Consider the following 15,985-nt stretch of genomic DNA (forward strand, 5'->3'; position numbering starts at 1 on the left):
AATGCAAAAAAAAAATAAATACATAAGTCAGAAAAATGACTCAAAGCTCGTGGAAATTGGGAGATTGATTCTCCGTTTCATGAATCAGAACCAAACAAAAGTTTATAATTACAAACAGATCTCAGACGGGATTGATCACAAAAACCCGAGACAGCGGGAGATGGTGATTCAGGCTTTGCACAAATTATTGTCGAGCCAGAGAATTAAAGAAACCGATAAAGGTAAGTACAGCATCAATCTTAATATTGAAGGTACTTTAACGGGAACCATCGATTTTAACCAAAGCGGAAATGCCTACGTCACTGTGGAAAACATGAAAGACGATATTTTCGTGCATGCGAAAAACGTGAAAGATGCTTTGCAGGGCGATAAAGTTTTAATTGTCACCTACAATTTCAAAGGAAAAAAACTCGAAGGTTCCGTTTTGGAAGTTCTGGAGAGAAAAAGATCTGAATTTGTGGGAACTTTCCAACTCGTTCCTCACAAGGAATTTGGATTTGTTGTTTGCGATAAAAAAACGATCAACACAGACATTTTTATTCCGAAAGGAAAAATAAATGGTGCGGAAAACGGCAATAAAGTCGTAGTAAAAATGACCGAATGGAAGCCCGGAGACAAAAATCCTGAAGGCGAAATTCTGCAGGTTTTGGGTAATCCCGGCGATCATGAAACCGAAATCCACTCTATTCTCGCAGAATATGGTTTACCATACGAATTTCCTGAAGAAGTAGAAAGTGATGCCGACAAAATTGACCGCCGGATTACAGATGAGGAAGCTGCAAAACGCTGGGATATGCGCGATGTTTTGACCTTTACGATTGACCCGAAAGATGCCAAAGATTTCGATGATGCCTTATCAATGAGAAAACTGGACAATGGAAATTGGGAAGTAGGTGTTCACATTGCAGACGTTTCTCATTACGTGATTCCGGGAACTATTCTGGATGATGAGGCTTATGAAAGAGCGACATCAGTTTATCTTGTAGACCGCGTTGTACCGATGCTTCCGGAGGTTTTGAGTAACGATGTTTGTTCGCTCCGTCCGAATGAAGATAAATATACATTCTCTGCCGTTTTTGAATTGAATGACAAAGCCGAAATCCAGAAAGAATGGTTTGGAAGAACCGTTATTCACTCCGACAGAAGGTTTACTTACGAAGAAGCTCAGGAAAGAATTGAGACCAAAGAAGGCGATTTGCAGGAGGAAATCAACACTTTGGATGGTTTGGCTAAAATCATGCGTGCAGAACGTATCAGAAACGGTGCAATTACCTTTGACAGAAGCGAAGTGCGTTTCAATTTAGATGAAAACAACCAGCCGATTGGCGTTTACTTCAAAATCAGTAAAGATTCGAATCATTTGATTGAAGAATTTATGCTTTTGGCGAATAAAAAAGTATCGGAATTTGTTTCACTTAAAAAAGGAAGACCTAATCAAAATACATTTATTTACAGGGTTCACGACGATCCGGATCCTGCTAAATTAGAGGCGTTGAGAGATTTTGTTTCCACTTTCGGATACAAGATAGATTTGGCGAATACCAAAAAAGTTGCTGAATCTTTGAATACTTTGCTTAAAGACGTCAAAGGGAAAGGCGAAGAAAATATGATTGAAACTTTGGCAATGCGAAGCATGAGCAAAGCGGTCTACTCTACAGAGCCGATTGGTCACTACGGTCTGGGGTTTGATTATTATTCGCACTTCACATCTCCTATCCGTCGTTATCCGGACTTGCTTGCCCACAGATTGCTTCAGCATTATCTGGATGGCGGTAAATCTCCGGACAGAAACGAACTGGAAGAAAAAGCAAAACACTGCAGCGCAAGAGAACGTCTGGCTGCCGATGCAGAGAGAGATTCCATCAAATTCATGCAGGTAAAATTCATGGAAAAACATTTGGGAGAAACCTTCACTGGTGTGATTTCCGGAGTTGCAGAATTCGGTTTTTGGGTACAGATTCCTGAAAACGGTGCAGAAGGTTTAATTAAACTCCGCGATTTGATGGATGATTCCTACACCTACGACAAAGCAACACATGCAGTCTATGGTTCCCGTACAGGAAACAGATATCAGCTGGGAGATGAGTTACAAATTAAAGTAATAAAAGCCAATTTAATTGCAAAACAGCTTGATTTTAAGATTGTTGAATAATGACTAAAACGGATAAATATATTCTTTTCAGTATCTTAAATGTTATTTTACTTATTACTGTAATGTTTAAAACTGTTGTCAATTTTTATCTGTTTATTATCATTATTAGCTTGATCTGTTTTTTCATTAATAAGTTAATCAATAAAAAGCTCATCAAAATTAAAAACGGAGATAAAAAATATTTTTTCTCCGTTACTTTTCCTCTTACAGTTAATTGTTTTTTTCTAATAAATTATTTCACAGGGATGAATCCCCAAAAAGAAACGTATTGCTTTAAAAATATGATTTCTGAAGTTGGTGGTCGAAATAGTCATCAAAAAGGAAAAACTACTTATATTTATCTCAGTGAGAATGCCTATCCGTACTCATATATGACAAGAAGTTTTCTTATCGATTACAAAAGAATGTGGGGTAATAATCAAATAATATATACTTTTGAAAGAGGTATTTTTGGTTTGAAAGCCAGAAAAAATTTTCAATTTGTGTATAATGAAAATTGTCCTGAGAATTAGATGTAGCCGAAAAAGAATTTTAAATACTAAAGAGACTTGTACGAAAGTGACGGTCTCTTTTTTTTGTTTTAAAATATAAAATAAAACAACCCTCTTTTTAAACTCAAATAAAAATATAATCTTTAAATTTGAATTTGAAACAATTCTGAATGTTTGAACTCATATTTTCTGCCATAGGTTTAGGCTTTATGCTGAGCCTCGTTTTTATTGGTCCTATTTTTTTCCTCCTGATAGAAACCAGCTTTACAAGAGGTCCTAAGCATGCTTTGGCATTAGATTTTGGGGTGATTACGGCAGATCTGCTCTGCATCATTGCAGCATATTACGCAAGCGCAGACATTGTGCAGCTCATAGACAAGCATCCCGGTTTCTACAGAATTACGTCAATATTAATTCTTGCCTACGGAATTATTATGATCGTTACCAAGACCAAAATGCACATGCCCGGAGAAGAAAAACTCATCAGCCAGAATTATTTTAAAACATTTCTAAACGGATTTTTACTCAATATTCTGAACGTGGGCGTCATTCTTTTCTGGCTCGTTACGGTAATTGGTGTGAGAAACCAGTATCCAGACACAGAAACGCTGATTCTATATCTTACAATCGTGATTGCAACCTATCTTGTAATAGATTTTGCTAAAATTTTCCTTTCAAAACAATTTCACGACAGACTCAACCAGAAACTGGCAAACAACATCAGAAAAGGAGTAGGAATTGTTTTGATTATCTTCAGTTTTTTCATTTTCCTGCAAAGTTTTAAAATGTTTAATCAGTTTGACAAACGTCTGGAGGAAGCCGAAAAAAAAGAATTAAAATATAAAAAAGACAGATAATTTTTAGTTAAAGAAAACATCAACTGATCCATGAAAATATTTCCAAAGCCACTCAAAAAACACGATAAAATAGCCATCATTTCTCCGGCAGGATCTGTAGAGCCTTCCCAGTTGGAAAAGGGAATTCAAATGATAAAATCCAAAGGTTTTGAACCTGTATTAGGTGAAAATCTCTACACAAAATTCTCAAACGGGTACAGCTACGCCGGAACCGAAGAGCAGAGAATAAAAGATATAAACTGGGCGTTAAATGATCCCGAAATTTCTGCAGTCTGGGCCTCCAGAGGCGGTTACGGTTGCCAGCACCTGCTGGAACATTTAAACTTAAAAGGTTTTGGCAAAGATCCGAAATGGTATATCGGGTATTCTGATAACACCGTAATCCAAAGCTATCTGCTGAAAAAAGGTTTTGCCTCCATTCACGGGCAAACCATCAAAACTTCAAGCTTTGGCGTTACCGATGAAAGTTATGATCTCACATTCAATATTTTGAAAGGAAAAGCTCTAAAATATACTTTAAAAGCCAGTCAGCTTAACAGAGATGGGAATGTGGATGGTGAACTGGTCGGAGGAAATTTAGCCCTCGTTTACGCACTTTTAGGAACAAAATATTCTTTTGATTTTAAAGATAAAATTCTCTTCATCGAAGATATTGGCGAAAACTTCTATGCCTTAGACCGAATGATAATGAGTCTTGAACTTGCAGGGGTTTTTAGCAAAATTAAAGGCTTAATCATAGGAGGAATGACTAATATGGGAGACGAAAAAGAAAATAAACAGTACGGCGAAAGCTTTGACGGGTTTGCCTACCAATTGATTTCAGACAGGATTTCAAAATATGATTTTCCTGCAGTTTTCGGTTTCCCGAATGGGCATATACATAACAATATTCCCCTCATTATTGGTTCCGAAGTTGCATTAAAAGTGGGAAAGAATGTTTCGTTAACCTTCAGTCACTAAAATGTATTACTCAAAATTTATACTTGCCTCTCTTCTTATTACAGCTGGGATTTTTCATTTCATAAAACCTCAGTTTTTCATGAAAATTATGCCTGATTACATTCCGCTGCATCTGCAGATGGTTTATATCAGTGGCATCGTAGAAATTTTGTGTGGCACTCTCCTACTTTTCCCCGAAACTCAAAAGTGGGGAGCATGCCTTTCCATTGCTTTATTTATAGCAGTTTTTCCCGCCAATATTGAAATGGCAAGAAAGTTTTACGAAATCCATCACAAATATTTTTGGCTGACTGTTTTAAGACTTCCATTGCAGATTGTTTTGATCTGGTGGGCGTATCAGTTCAGAAAATAAAGAAACAAAACTCTCAGACACTCCAAACCTACAATTCTCCTACCCACCAATGGCAGATCACAACGACTTAGGAAAAGAAGCAGAAAATCTTGCAGCAGAATATTTACTTAAAAATGAATATAAAATTCTCGTGAGAAATTTCCGTTTCAAGAAAAATGAAGTAGATATCATTGCCGAAAAAGATAATCTGATTGTTGTAGTTGAAGTGAAAGCCCGTTCAACGGATTTCTTTATTCTGCCTCAGGAAGCTGTGACAAAAGGAAAAATTAAATCAATTGTTTTGGCGGCGAATCATTTTATGGAAGAATTTAATAAAAATCAGGAAGTTAGATTTGACATTATTTCCGTTCTTCCAGACCAAAAAGGAAACCTCGAAATAGAACATATTCCGGATGCTTTTCAGGCATTCGATGCAAATTAAAATTAAGGTATAAAGTATTATCGTACTTTGTACAACGTACAATCATACATTTTTACAAGAAAATGAAGACAATACTCATCACCGGAGCGACTTCCGGAATAGGAAAAGCCACGGCGGAACTCTTGGCAAAACAGGGAAACAGAATCATCATCTGCGGAAGAAGATCTGAAGTTTTGGAAAAGATAAAGACAGAATTATCAGTTTTAGCCGAAATTTTTAGTTTAAATTTCGACGTCAGGAATTTAGAAGAAGTTGATAAAGCAATTGCTTCACTTCCCGAAGAATGGAAAAATGTAGACGTCCTCATCAACAATGCCGGAAATGCACACGGTTTAGAGCCCCTCTCAGCTGGAAATACAAACGATTGGGATTCTATGATTGACGGAAATGTAAAAGGATTGCTATACGTTTCTAAAACTCTTATTCCAATGATGAAAGAGAGAAGTTCCGGGCAGATTATTAATATCAGTTCCGTTGCAGCAAGGCAGACGTATGCAAACGGCGTTGTGTACTGTGCAACGAAAAAAGCAGTTGATGTGATTTCCGAAGGTATGAGGATTGAATTAACAGAATTCGGAATCCGGGTTACCAATATCCAGCCGGGAGCTGTGGAAACAGACTTTTCTTTGGTGAGATTTAAAGGTGATCAGGAAAGAGCTGCAACAGTTTATGCCGGCTACGAAGCCTTAAAAGCGGAAGATATTGCCGATGCGATTGCTTATTGTGTGAATGCCCCACAACACGTGACAGTTTCAGATATGACGATTTATCCGAGCGCTCAGAGCGAACCGAGAACGATTTATAGAAAAAGATAATTTCAATTTGAAAATGGGTCAATTTGAAAATTTCAAAATGAAATTTTTGTGTGGAATTTTTTTATTCTTCTCTGTTTCAGGATTTTCTCAGCAATATTCAAAAGCTGAAAAAGATGTTTTGATTCAGGCCAGGAAATTGGATTCTCTGATGAAAAACAACGATTCTGAGATTGTAAATTTATTCTTCAAAGATGTTTCTTTCGGTCATTCAAACGGGTGGATTCAGAATCTGGATGATTTTAAAAAAGATTTCGGCTCGAAGAAAGTGACGTACAAAGAAATTGCTCAGACAGAAGTTTCCGAAATCAAAAAATATAAAAATATTGTCAGTCTCAGGAGAAAAGTCAAAGTGAAAGGTTTATATAAAAATCAGGATTTTGAAATGAAGCTCGGAGTACTCGAAATCTGGATTAAAATGAAATCTGGATGGAAATTGTGGAGCCGTCAAAGTGTGGAAATAAAGTGATAAGTTTGTTGTAAAACCATACAAATAATGAACGGAGATTTTCAGTAATTTTTAATTTATCAGGCGCCCAACAATGAAGTTCGGGTAGATGTTTTCTTCATAATGAGACCGCATGGCATACTCAGAATTCTATGGCGGCATTTTTTGATGTTGACAGAACTGTGATAACAAAGCATCTTCAAAATATTTATCGGAAGGAGAATTGGATAGAGAAGCAACTAGTGCAAAAATTGTACAGGTTCAAATGCAAGATGAAAGAAACGTTACCAGAAACATTGAATATTATAATCTCGATGCCATAATTTCCGTTGGTTACCGGGTAAATTCTGCAAAAGCGACGCAATTCAGAATCTGGGCAACAAAGACTTTGAAGGAATTTATCATCAAAGGTTTTGTGATGGATGATGAACGTTTGAAGCAGGGGCAAACGGTTTTCGGAACAGATTATTTTAAAGAATTACTGCAGAGAATCCGGTCGATTCGTGCAAGTGCAAGATGCATTTACCAACAAGTCACTGATATTTTTGCAGAATGCAGTATTGATTACGACAGAAATGCAACTGTAACTAAAAATTTCTACGCAACGGTGCAGAATAAATTTCATTTTGCCATTACAGGGAAAACGGCAGCTGAAATTATTTATAAAATGCCGGCAGCAAAAAGGAAAATGGGGGTTTAACAACCTGGAAGCACTCTCCGGATGGAAGAATTTTAAAATCTGATGTGACCGTGGCCAAAAACTATCTCTCAGAAGAAGAAATTCAGCAGCTGGAGCGAACAGTTACAGGATATTTCAATTACATTGAAGGTTTGATAGAAAGAGAAAATACCTTCACCATGGAAGCTCTTGCAGAAAGCGTGAATAAGTTTTTAAACTTTAATGAATACAAAATTCTGGAAGGAAACGGCAAAATCTTAAAAACTGCTGCTGATACAAAAGCAGAATTTGAGTATCATACTTTCAATAAAACCCAAAAAATAGTTTCTGATTTTGATAAGGAAATTAAAAAATTAGGTAAAAATCTTTAAGCTTAAATTTTTACATTTTGTAAACTTTTGAAAGTCTTTCATTCCATTATTTCTTTTGGTACTTTTGCGGTGGAAAAAACCCATTTCCTGAGTCTTATTTTAAATTTAAATAAATGAAAATCCTATACCTCGAAACTTCCTCAAAAAACTGCTCGGTAGCCATTTCAGACAGTGAAAAGCTTCTCTGCGTGGCGGAAGAAGTTTCAGAAAATTATAAACAGAGCGAGTCGCTACACACTTTTGTAGAATGGGCTTTGGAAGGTGCTGAAATTACTATAAAAGAAATTGATGCAGTTTGCCTGGGCAAAGGTCCCGGCTCTTACACAGGTCTGAGAATTGGAGCAGCTTCGGCAAAAGGTTTCTGTTATGGTCTCAAAATTCCGCTGATTGCCGTAAATTCCATGGAAAGCATGATTGAGCCGTTTTTAAACAAGAACTACGATTACATCATCACTTTGGTCGACGCAAGGCGAATGGAAGTATATACAGCCGTTTATGACGGAAATATAGGAGCAGAGATCAGGCCTACCGAGGCAAAAATTCTGGATGAAAACTCTTTTCAGGAATTTAAAGATAAGAAAGTTCTTTTCGTGGGTGACGGTTCAGCTAAAACGCGAGAGATTACACAGCTTCCAAATGCTCAATTTAATAATGAAATCTATCCTTCTGCACAATATTTAGTGAGGAAAACTTTAGAGAAAATAAAGAAGGAAGACTTTGAAGACATTGCTTATTTCGAACCTTTTTATCTGAAAGATTTTCACGGAGTAAAAAAGAAAAAAAGCGAAGATTAATCTTCGCTTTTTTTTTAGTTATTGTGGTTTTACAGGAACTGCATTCGGGTTTGTAATATTAAAATTCGGATTGTTTCCCTGTGGTTTTTTATCCGTTGGTTTCACCTGAATCGTGTTCTGAACAGGTGTTGCAGAATCAGGAATATTTCCCATGGGTATTCCCGGTGCACCCATCAAAGGTGGTTGCTGACCACCCGCCTGCTGCTGTTGATTCTGAAAATTTCCCGGTGGCTGAGCCTGCCCGGATGGGATGGAATTTCCTTTGTTATCTGTAGTCTGAAAAGCAAGATCACTTTTAAGATAATTGAGCATCTGCTTGGCCTTTTCGCCTTCCGGCGTTTTTCCGTAGTTCAGAACAATCTGTTCCAGCTGCAGAATCATCACCTCTTTACCATTCGCTTTCCCGGAATTAAAGGCGTTTAAGAGAGACAGTTTCGGAACCAAAGCATCCTTAGGATTTTTTTTGATTGCATTTTCTATCATCGTCATACTTTCTGAAAATTTCTCAGATTCATACAGCGCAAACGCCATTTTATATTCATTTTCAGTATCTGCAGAAGATTTTACAAATGTATTATTTTTAGGATTTCTTGTAAATTCTGCGTATGATGTATACGGATAGTCTTTTAAAAGAATCTGTTTGGCACGTTCAGCAATCTGAGGATTTTTTTCATAATTCATAGCGAAGATCTCGTACAGAGCCTGCAGCATCACTTTTTCTTCAGGTTTTACATCTACCAGATCATAAAGTGTTTTTGTAGCTAAAGGCGTGTTTGTAAAGTAATTCTGATACATCACTCCCAAGCCTAATGATGCCGTGTCTCTGTCTTTTTTAAGCTGTCCTAAAAGCCCGGCATCACTGGGAATCTGCTCAATATAATAAGCTGGCTCAAAACGTCTTGGGTTAGGAGCTGTACTTACTCCCAACGCCTCATTTTTCATATCTTCTATTGTAGACATTTTTTTCGAAAAACGCCAGTTGTCTGAGAGTGCTCTGTCGCCCCAAACCTGCTTAAAGGTAGAAGTTCCCTTACTTACTGTTCCGGTGTTGCCGAAATAAAATCCCTTATTGCTGACCCCGAAATCTTCAAACGTGTTTCCGGAGTTGGCAAACATAGAATTAGCACTGTAATCTCCCGTGTCAAAGCCTTTACTCCGCTCTGCTCTTCTTCTTTCAAGCTCTTCTTTTTCTTCTTTTAACTTCAGTTTTGCGATGTGTCTGTTAAAGTACTCAGTTTTCTGTTCCGGGCTGAGTTTTGCCAGAGAAAGTATACTGTCATTTTTCTTGATAAGATAATAATTGACAGATATTTTTTTGATGTACGCACTCTGGTCTTTCAACAGTATTTTTGAAGGCTCATACGTCATCACAGCCAAAGCAGAATCATAGTAAGCTCCCGCCCCGATATAATCGTTTTTATCTAAATAATTTTTCCCGATTTCGTAGTAAGCAAGCCCCCGCACCTGGCTGTCTGAAACTTCTTCCTTCAATGATTTTCTGAAAAATTCCTGACCTTCATCCTTTTTTCCGGCGTTGTTTGCCATCAAACCTAAAGCATAGTAAAATTCATTTTTTCTTGAGCCATAAGTTCCCTTTTTACTTATTTTCTCAAGATATTCTCTAGCTCCTTCGTAATTTCCTTTACCATTATAAGTTTTTGCAATCTGAATCTGTGATTTTACTTCAAATTCAAAATCATTGGCATATTTGTAAGCTGCCATAAAGCTTTCTCTCGCCTCTTCATTTCTGCCTAATTCCTGCTCCACCTGGCCTTTAAGAAAAGAAATCCGGCTTTTGAGCTGTCTGTTGCCGTTTAAAGCATAGGCACGGTTAAGCTCTTCCAGAGCTTCAGCTTTCTTACCATTGTCCAGCAATGCTTCTGAACGGTATATGCTTAAAAGTTTGTCATAATCTTTTTTTAAACCCTCACTTTTAATCTGCCCCCAGATCTGTTCAGATTTAAAAAAATTATTCATTTTAGCATACGCAAGACCTTCATAAACTTTGGCAAGGGGAAGTCTTTTATCTTCCTTCATGTGGGTATAAACGTAGTTGAGCGCGTCTAAGGCCTGAAGATTTTTCCCCTGATAAATTCTGGACTGAACCAAAATGATGTACGCATCAAAAATAGTTTTGTTAACCTCTTCATTTTTCCTGATTACAGAATATTTATTGATGGCTTTTAAGGCTTTTGCCTCCGCAATTTCCAGAATGGTGGCTCCTTTGTTGGCGGGGTCGGTGGGATTTTGTGGCCCCTGCCCTCCCATCATTTGGCTGGCGCTACCTGGCGCACCCGGCATAGACGGTGGTCCACCTCTTCCCTGCTGTTGCGGACGATTTACTTCTGCCATTTTCATAGAATTTTCTGCAAAGGCAGAAGACTGCCCCAAATCACTGCCCAACGGCTGCTCATCGTAGGTCAAAATAGGAATATAAGGCGCATAAAAATTATCTTTGTGGGCTTTATCTCTGTTTTCAAACTCCGTATTCAGTGCATCTTTTGCGTTGAAGAGCGTGTTGTAATATGTTGAAAATCCTTTGATAAACTTCGATCTCGCTTCCGGTTTTTTCACTCTCGTGCTGCAGGAAACAACTATAATCGCCGTTAAAAGGAATATGATATTCTTTTTCATTATTTAATATAACTCTCTAATCTGCTTTTTATTATCGCAGAATGATGATTTTGTAAAAATAACAAATTTTTATTTGGAATTTTTTAAATATTTTTTAAAATTTGATATACAAGATGTGTAGGAAGACCCATAATGGTATAAAAACTTCCTTTTATGTTTTTTATTTTTGCCATTCCCAGCCATTCCTGAATTCCGTAACTGCCTGCCTTATCGAAAGGTTTGTAATTTTGAATGTAAAAATCAATTTCTTCGTCGGAGATTTCATCAAATTCTACATCGGCAACATCCGTCTCGGTGATGGTTTTATCTAAAGTTTTAACCGTAATGGCTGTGTAGACCTGATGTACTTGTCCCGATAAAAGTCTCAGCATTTTTCGGGCATCATTTTCATCCAAAGGCTTTCCAAGAAACCGGTTTTCGGCAGCTACAACGGTATCTGCTGTAATTAATACTTCGTCACCTGCAAGATTTTGGTATGCATTGGCTTTTAAATCAGATAAATAGGCGGCAGACTCTCCTACTTTTATATTTTCAGGAACAATTTCTTCGCAGTCAATTTTTACCACTTCAAAATCAAAACCTAAGCTTGATAAAAGTTCTTTTCTTCTCGGTGACTGCGATGCAAGTAATATTTTCATTGATCTATGTTGATTTGTAAATGATTTTTAGCTTAAGCTAAACCGACTGTGTGTTGTCGTCATGCCAGTTTCCCTGAACTTTCATTACCTGCTCAATCACGTCGCGTACAGCTCCACTCCCCCCTTTTACCGCTGAAATATAATCTGCTACAGCCTTCACCTCAGGAACTGCATTATCGGGGCAGGTAGCGATGGCCGAATTTTTCATCATGTGAATATCCGGAAGATCGTCTCCCATTGTTAAAATATTTTCGTCTTTAAGCTTGTATTTCTTTTTAAAGTCTTCATATTCAACCATTTTGTTGTGAGATTTGGGATAATAATCTTCAATACCAAGATAGTTGATTCTGTGTTTCACCATCTCGTCATTTCCACCTGTGATTACTCCGATTAAATATTCGTTTTTCAAAGCTTTTACCACGGCGTAACCGTCTAAAACATTCATAACCCGTGACATATTTCCGCCGGGCATCAGATAAACGCTTCCGTCTGTGAAGACGCCGTCTACATCAAAAACAAAGGCTTTTATATCTTTTAGTTTTTCTTTATAACTCATTTCAGTTGATGATTGATAAATGATAATTGATGAATGATAAAAGATTCAGATCAACTGCATTCACTTATCTTTTTTATTTGTTTTTAAATTATTTTAATCAAGATTATACGTCAGTCTTACTGTAATTCTTGCTGATTTTTCCTTGCTAGAAGTGTCAAAATTGCCGCCGTAGCTGTCTTCGTCAGTAGAACCTTTGCCTGTGATCTGAAAAACACCCATCGATGCATCTTTCAGTTTTCCCAAGTCTCCGTCTGCGCTTTCCACAATTTTTTCTGCTCTCTGCTTGGCATCTTTAGATCCGGCTTCTATTAAACTGTGCTTTAATGATGCAAGATCAGAATAGGTGTATTGAGCTGCAGACGGTTCAAACTGTACTCCACTGTTGATCAGTTCTGCAGTTTTATCAATTACACTTTCGATTTTCTTCATCAGATCAGGATCTTTTTTTGCTCTGAAAAAAACCGTCTGTGTAGCTTTATAACCATCGAAAACATCTTCAGATTTTTCTGAACCGTCTGCTTCTTTTGTGGTAACTGTGCGGTAGGAACGTGAAAAATTAACTCCTCCAAACGCAAATTCTCCAGCTTTAAAACCCTTACTGTAAAAGAAGTTTTTCACTTTTTCTTTGTCCTGAGTGATGAGGTTATAAGCTTCTTTCGCATCCATTGCGGTGGCGTCAAAACTTCCGCTCCAGTTGATTTCGTCTGAGGTAAAATCTTTCGAACCTAAACCGGTAACCGAAATGGTGTCTTGTTTTAAATTCCGGTTTTTAAAACTTGAACCTAAGATAAATGCAGTTAAAACAATCGCTGCGCTGATGATGAGAGAACGGATGATGTTGGTATTCATATTATTTGGTTTTCCATCAAAGTTAAAACTTTATGGCAAATGATACATTTTTTTGATGGAAAGATTCATCGTTTTATAGATTTCAAGACTTTCATCTTTCAGTAACTGCTCATGAAGTTCCAAAACACGCTGATCATTTCTTATGGCCGGACCTGTTTGTGCTGATCTGGGATCAATTTCATGAATTTTCTGAACTGTCTCATCAATTAACGGTAAAAAATAATCAAACGGAATTTCCTGCTCATCCGAAATTTCTTTGGCCTTTGCAAAAAGGTGATTTACAAAATTACATGCAAAAACTGCGGTAAGATGTATGTATTTTCTCTTCTCATGCGTACTTTCCATTACATTTTCTGAGATTTTTGACGCCAGATCTGTAAGAGTTTTATAATCTTCAGGATTTTCGGTTTCAATGAAGAAGGGAATTTTAGTGTAATCTAAATTTTTAGTTTTCGAAAAGGTCTGTAAAGGATAAAAGCTTGATTTTCGGTACTCACCTCTTAAAATTTCTTTCGTAAGCGAGCCTGAAGTATGCGCTACCAGACAGTCTTTATTAGTAATCAGTCGGGAAACGTCTTCCACAGAATTATCGCTTACACAAATGAGATATACATCTGCATCAGAAAGGTTTTCTGTGGAAAAAGGAATATTTAATTCTGAAGAGATCTTCTGAAGTTCCTCTTCATTCCTGCCGAATATCTGAGCTACCGGAATTTGATTTGAAACAAAAGCTTTCGCAAGATGCCAGGCTACATTCCCTGACCCGATAATAACTGTTCGCATACAACAAAGATAAAAATTTTGCCTGTGAATACAGTTCAATGCATTTCATTTTCAGACGCTGAAAACCGCAGACAATATAATCTGTCAGGATTATTCTACTTTTACACTTTAAAAATATACCCAGACAAAAAGTAAGGTGATATTAAAATTAAAAGTCATAAATTCACCTTTAACAATTGGAATCACGTTTAAACCGATAAATATCTGTAGAAAACACGATTCATTTTTATCTTTAAATCAATTTATTGGACTCAAAATTGAATATGAATTTAACTTTCAGCTATTTTTGTAATCCAAAACAATGAAGCATCCTATGAAGAATAAAGACGCGGAAATAATTTCGTTGATGCAAAACCCGCAGACTCAGAACAAGGGAGTCCGTGCTATGATGGATGCTTATCAAAGTAGGTTATACTGGCATATCAGAAGGATTATTGTAGACGGAGATTTGGCTCAGGATACTTTGCAGGAAACGTTTATTAAAGCTTATCAGAATTTTCATCAGTTCAAAAACGACAGTCAGCTATACACCTGGCTTTACAGAATTGCAACCAATGAAGCCCTGCAGCAGATTAATAAACTGAAAAGAATGCAGAAGACAGACGAAGACCCTGAGTATCACATGCAGAATTTGGTTGCAGATAACGCGGGAGGAGATGCGGAAGAAATACAGATTCTTCTGCAGAAAGCAATACAGAGCCTGCCCGAAAAGCAGAAACTGGTTTTTACCATGCGGTATTATGATGATTTGCCTTATGAAGAAATATCTAAAATTGTAGATATGTCTGTAGGTACTTTAAAAACAAATTATCATTATGCCAAGCAGAAAATAGAAGAGTACATCAAAGAGAATTACGAAAATAATTTTTGAGAAAAACAAAATGAAAGATTTCGATCTAGACAAATTAGAGCGCAAAAACATTTTTAAAATGGAGGATAACCTGTTTCAGAATATCCAAAACAGAGTGTTGGGCGAAGTGAAAGATTTCGATCTTGAAGAATTAGAGCGCACAAACATCTACGCAGTACCGGAAAATTTATTTGAAAATATCCAGAATTCTGTGATGGCGAAGGTGGAAGGTTTTGATATTGAAAAACTTGACAGAAAAAATATTTATTCTGTTTCTGAAAATGTATTCGAAACGGTTCAGATCAGAGTACTGGCAGAGGTGCAGGCAGATCAGAAAACTCCGGTTATCAGATTAAACTGGGCTTACGCTGCTGCTGCTTCCGTAGTATTGTTTTTTGGCGGAACTTTTTTATACAACAGCTATTCTGAAGACTCACCAAAAACCACAACAAACGCTTTAGCCGCTGAAACGCCTAAAAAGGAAAGCCAGATTGCTTATGAAACTTTGCAGGCAGATTTAACTTCGGTAGAAAGCAGCAATCAAATACCTGAGAACCAAAATACAGAACCAGTGGTGCGCAATGCGGTACAGAATGTGCAGACAGAGAAAAAAGTGAAAACAGTAACCGCCTCTGCAAAACAAACAGAAAAACAGATGAACGAATATCTGGACGCCTTTTCAAGCTCAGAAATAGCTGATCTGGCAAGCAATTCTAACCAGGATGTTTATCTGGATCTTTATAACTAAACAAACGATGAAGAAACTTTTTTTAATAGTATTTGCATTCTGCAGTTTGGGACTTTTTGCCCAGAAGGAATATGACTGGAAGAAGATGGATCCTAAGCAGCGCAAAGAAATTATCAATAAAATGTCGCCGGAAGAAAGAAAAGCTCTGCTTACAGAATTCCGCAACAAAATGATTACAGATCAACTAAATATTGATGCTGAGGATAAAGAAGAATTTACTCAGCTTTATAACGAATATCTGGACAGACAGAAAACGATAAAATCACAGTTTAATTCAGATTTTAATCCGGAAACTCTCTCTGAAGATGATGCAAAAGTGAAGCTTCAGCAAAGTTTTGAAGTAGGCCAGAGATTATTAGACAACAGAAAAGAATATGCAGATAAAATGCAGAAAGTAATACCTTGCCAAAAGGTTTTGAAGCTGTTTCAGAGTGAAGGCATGATGCGGGATAAGATGAATGAAAGAAAGCCTCACGGCAGCAGCAAAGGTTCAAATCCTAGGCAGTCTCCATAATAGTTTATTTTTTTAATGTTTGAACGACCCTCGCAATTTATTTTGTGAGGGTCGTTTGATTAAAATTCATACTTTT

19 protein-coding genes are annotated in these 15,985 nt (G+C 37.1%); 14 read left to right on the top strand and 5 right to left on the bottom strand.

Annotated elements, in window-relative coordinates; all coding sequences use genetic code 11:
- The first annotated feature begins 1 nt into the window (after position 1).
- The 11 genes from rnr (at position 2) to tsaB (ending at position 8,337) form a co-directional block, all read left to right on the top strand.
- Positions 2 to 2,152, top strand: coding sequence for a ribonuclease R (gene rnr / locus ASG31_RS02840; protein WP_056027686.1), 2,151 nt, complete (start codon positions 2 to 4; stop codon positions 2,150 to 2,152).
- Positions 2,152 to 2,664, top strand: coding sequence for a hypothetical protein (locus tag ASG31_RS02845; protein ID WP_056027688.1), 513 nt, complete (start codon positions 2,152 to 2,154; stop codon positions 2,662 to 2,664). Before rnr ends, ASG31_RS02845 begins: the two co-directional genes overlap by 1 nt.
- 149 nt (positions 2,665 to 2,813) lie before the next feature.
- The gene (locus tag ASG31_RS02850) at positions 2,814 to 3,500 is read left to right on the top strand and encodes a LysE family translocator (RefSeq protein WP_056027691.1); all 687 of its coding nucleotides are present in this window, start codon (positions 2,814 to 2,816) and stop codon (positions 3,498 to 3,500) included.
- Positions 3,501 to 3,530: 30 nt separating this feature from the next.
- Entirely contained in the window at positions 3,531 to 4,460 is a 930-nt protein-coding gene (locus tag ASG31_RS02855; RefSeq protein WP_056027693.1) for an LD-carboxypeptidase, read from the top strand.
- Between the two features lies 1 nt (position 4,461).
- Positions 4,462 to 4,812 carry a MauE/DoxX family redox-associated membrane protein gene (locus ASG31_RS02860; protein ID WP_056027695.1) on the top strand — a complete coding sequence of 117 codons (351 nt, stop codon included), beginning with the start codon at positions 4,462 to 4,464 and terminating at the stop codon, positions 4,810 to 4,812.
- A gap of 49 nt (positions 4,813 to 4,861) precedes the next feature.
- Entirely contained in the window at positions 4,862 to 5,233 is a 372-nt protein-coding gene (locus tag ASG31_RS02865) for a YraN family protein (RefSeq protein WP_056027697.1), read from the top strand.
- Positions 5,234 to 5,295: 62 nt separating this feature from the next.
- Entirely contained in the window at positions 5,296 to 6,048 is a 753-nt protein-coding gene (locus ASG31_RS02870; protein WP_056027699.1) for an SDR family NAD(P)-dependent oxidoreductase, read from the top strand.
- Positions 6,049 to 6,085: 37 nt separating this feature from the next.
- Complete coding sequence (locus tag ASG31_RS02875) at positions 6,086 to 6,514, top strand: hypothetical protein (RefSeq protein WP_131725485.1); 429 nt, start codon at positions 6,086 to 6,088, stop codon at positions 6,512 to 6,514.
- A 244-nt stretch (positions 6,515 to 6,758) separates the two neighbouring features.
- Entirely contained in the window at positions 6,759 to 7,193 is a 435-nt protein-coding gene (gene rhuM / locus ASG31_RS19025; RefSeq protein ID WP_231433704.1) for a RhuM family protein, read from the top strand.
- Between the two features lie 29 nt (positions 7,194 to 7,222).
- The gene (rhuM, locus tag ASG31_RS19030; RefSeq protein WP_231433718.1) at positions 7,223 to 7,543 is read left to right on the top strand and encodes a RhuM family protein; all 321 of its coding nucleotides are present in this window, start codon (positions 7,223 to 7,225) and stop codon (positions 7,541 to 7,543) included.
- Between the two features lie 113 nt (positions 7,544 to 7,656).
- The gene (gene tsaB, locus ASG31_RS02885) at positions 7,657 to 8,337 is read left to right on the top strand and encodes a tRNA (adenosine(37)-N6)-threonylcarbamoyltransferase complex dimerization subunit type 1 TsaB (RefSeq protein ID WP_056027702.1); all 681 of its coding nucleotides are present in this window, start codon (positions 7,657 to 7,659) and stop codon (positions 8,335 to 8,337) included.
- Positions 8,338 to 8,355: 18 nt separating this feature from the next.
- On the opposite strand, the gene ASG31_RS02890 is transcribed toward tsaB, so the two are convergent.
- The 5 genes from ASG31_RS02890 to ASG31_RS02910 form a co-directional block, all read right to left on the bottom strand.
- Positions 8,356 to 10,971: a tetratricopeptide repeat protein gene (locus ASG31_RS02890; RefSeq protein ID WP_117585807.1), complete on the bottom strand. Its 2,616-nt coding sequence runs from the start codon at positions 10,969 to 10,971 to the stop codon at positions 8,356 to 8,358.
- An 83-nt stretch (positions 10,972 to 11,054) separates the two neighbouring features.
- Entirely contained in the window at positions 11,055 to 11,609 is a 555-nt protein-coding gene (locus ASG31_RS02895; protein ID WP_056027704.1) for a Maf family nucleotide pyrophosphatase, read from the bottom strand.
- Positions 11,610 to 11,646: 37 nt separating this feature from the next.
- On the bottom strand, positions 11,647 to 12,165 hold the full coding sequence (locus ASG31_RS02900; RefSeq protein ID WP_056027707.1) for a KdsC family phosphatase: 519 nt from the start codon (positions 12,163 to 12,165) through the stop codon (positions 11,647 to 11,649).
- A gap of 93 nt (positions 12,166 to 12,258) precedes the next feature.
- Positions 12,259 to 13,014, bottom strand: coding sequence for an SIMPL domain-containing protein (locus ASG31_RS02905; protein WP_056027709.1), 756 nt, complete (start codon positions 13,012 to 13,014; stop codon positions 12,259 to 12,261).
- Between the two features lie 30 nt (positions 13,015 to 13,044).
- Positions 13,045 to 13,797, bottom strand: coding sequence for a Rossmann-like and DUF2520 domain-containing protein (locus ASG31_RS02910; RefSeq protein ID WP_056027710.1), 753 nt, complete (start codon positions 13,795 to 13,797; stop codon positions 13,045 to 13,047).
- A 313-nt stretch (positions 13,798 to 14,110) separates the two neighbouring features.
- Between ASG31_RS02910 and ASG31_RS02915 the strand changes: the two genes are divergently transcribed.
- From ASG31_RS02915 to ASG31_RS02925, 3 genes are read left to right on the top strand one after another with little or no spacing between them, the layout of a single operon-like run.
- Positions 14,111 to 14,668, top strand: a complete 558-nt coding sequence (locus tag ASG31_RS02915) for an RNA polymerase sigma factor (protein WP_056027712.1) — start codon at positions 14,111 to 14,113, stop codon at positions 14,666 to 14,668.
- A 58-nt stretch (positions 14,669 to 14,726) separates the two neighbouring features.
- Positions 14,727 to 15,395, top strand: coding sequence for a hypothetical protein (locus ASG31_RS02920; protein WP_231433703.1), 669 nt, complete (start codon positions 14,727 to 14,729; stop codon positions 15,393 to 15,395).
- A gap of 7 nt (positions 15,396 to 15,402) precedes the next feature.
- Positions 15,403 to 15,909 carry a hypothetical protein gene (locus ASG31_RS02925; RefSeq protein WP_056027714.1) on the top strand — a complete coding sequence of 169 codons (507 nt, stop codon included), beginning with the start codon at positions 15,403 to 15,405 and terminating at the stop codon, positions 15,907 to 15,909.
- Positions 15,910 to 15,985: the final 76 nt, after the last annotated feature.

Origin of the sequence: Chryseobacterium sp. Leaf404 (assembly GCF_001424145.1) — a bacterium.
In the GTDB taxonomy this organism is placed as follows: domain Bacteria; phylum Bacteroidota; class Bacteroidia; order Flavobacteriales; family Weeksellaceae; genus Chryseobacterium.

What these genes read in the sequence shown, in the direction of transcription:
- rhuM (WP_231433704.1), top strand. Translation starts at nt 6,759, where the DNA reads ATGCAAGATGAAAGAAACGTTACCAGAAACATTGAATATTATAATCTC.
- ASG31_RS02925 (WP_056027714.1), top strand. Translation starts at nt 15,403, where the DNA reads ATGAAGAAACTTTTTTTAATAGTATTTGCATTCTGCAGTTTGGGACTT.
- ASG31_RS02890 (WP_117585807.1), bottom strand. Translation starts at nt 10,971, where the DNA reads ATGAAAAAGAATATCATATTCCTTTTAACGGCGATTATAGTTGTTTCC.
- ASG31_RS02920 (WP_231433703.1), top strand. Translation starts at nt 14,727, where the DNA reads ATGGAGGATAACCTGTTTCAGAATATCCAAAACAGAGTGTTGGGCGAA.
- ASG31_RS02895 (WP_056027704.1), bottom strand. Translation starts at nt 11,609, where the DNA reads ATGAAAATATTACTTGCATCGCAGTCACCGAGAAGAAAAGAACTTTTA.
- ASG31_RS02865 (WP_056027697.1), top strand. Translation starts at nt 4,862, where the DNA reads ATGGCAGATCACAACGACTTAGGAAAAGAAGCAGAAAATCTTGCAGCA.
- ASG31_RS02845 (WP_056027688.1), top strand. Translation starts at nt 2,152, where the DNA reads ATGACTAAAACGGATAAATATATTCTTTTCAGTATCTTAAATGTTATT.
- ASG31_RS02910 (WP_056027710.1), bottom strand. Translation starts at nt 13,797, where the DNA reads ATGCGAACAGTTATTATCGGGTCAGGGAATGTAGCCTGGCATCTTGCG.
- rnr (WP_056027686.1), top strand. Translation starts at nt 2, where the DNA reads ATGCAAAAAAAAAATAAATACATAAGTCAGAAAAATGACTCAAAGCTC.
- ASG31_RS02905 (WP_056027709.1), bottom strand. Translation starts at nt 13,014, where the DNA reads ATGAATACCAACATCATCCGTTCTCTCATCATCAGCGCAGCGATTGTT.
- ASG31_RS02855 (WP_056027693.1), top strand. Translation starts at nt 3,531, where the DNA reads ATGAAAATATTTCCAAAGCCACTCAAAAAACACGATAAAATAGCCATC.
- ASG31_RS02915 (WP_056027712.1), top strand. Translation starts at nt 14,111, where the DNA reads ATGAAGAATAAAGACGCGGAAATAATTTCGTTGATGCAAAACCCGCAG.
- tsaB (WP_056027702.1), top strand. Translation starts at nt 7,657, where the DNA reads ATGAAAATCCTATACCTCGAAACTTCCTCAAAAAACTGCTCGGTAGCC.
- ASG31_RS02850 (WP_056027691.1), top strand. Translation starts at nt 2,814, where the DNA reads ATGTTTGAACTCATATTTTCTGCCATAGGTTTAGGCTTTATGCTGAGC.
- ASG31_RS02875 (WP_131725485.1), top strand. Translation starts at nt 6,086, where the DNA reads ATGAAATTTTTGTGTGGAATTTTTTTATTCTTCTCTGTTTCAGGATTT.
- ASG31_RS02860 (WP_056027695.1), top strand. Translation starts at nt 4,462, where the DNA reads ATGTATTACTCAAAATTTATACTTGCCTCTCTTCTTATTACAGCTGGG.
- ASG31_RS02870 (WP_056027699.1), top strand. Translation starts at nt 5,296, where the DNA reads ATGAAGACAATACTCATCACCGGAGCGACTTCCGGAATAGGAAAAGCC.
- ASG31_RS02900 (WP_056027707.1), bottom strand. Translation starts at nt 12,165, where the DNA reads ATGAGTTATAAAGAAAAACTAAAAGATATAAAAGCCTTTGTTTTTGAT.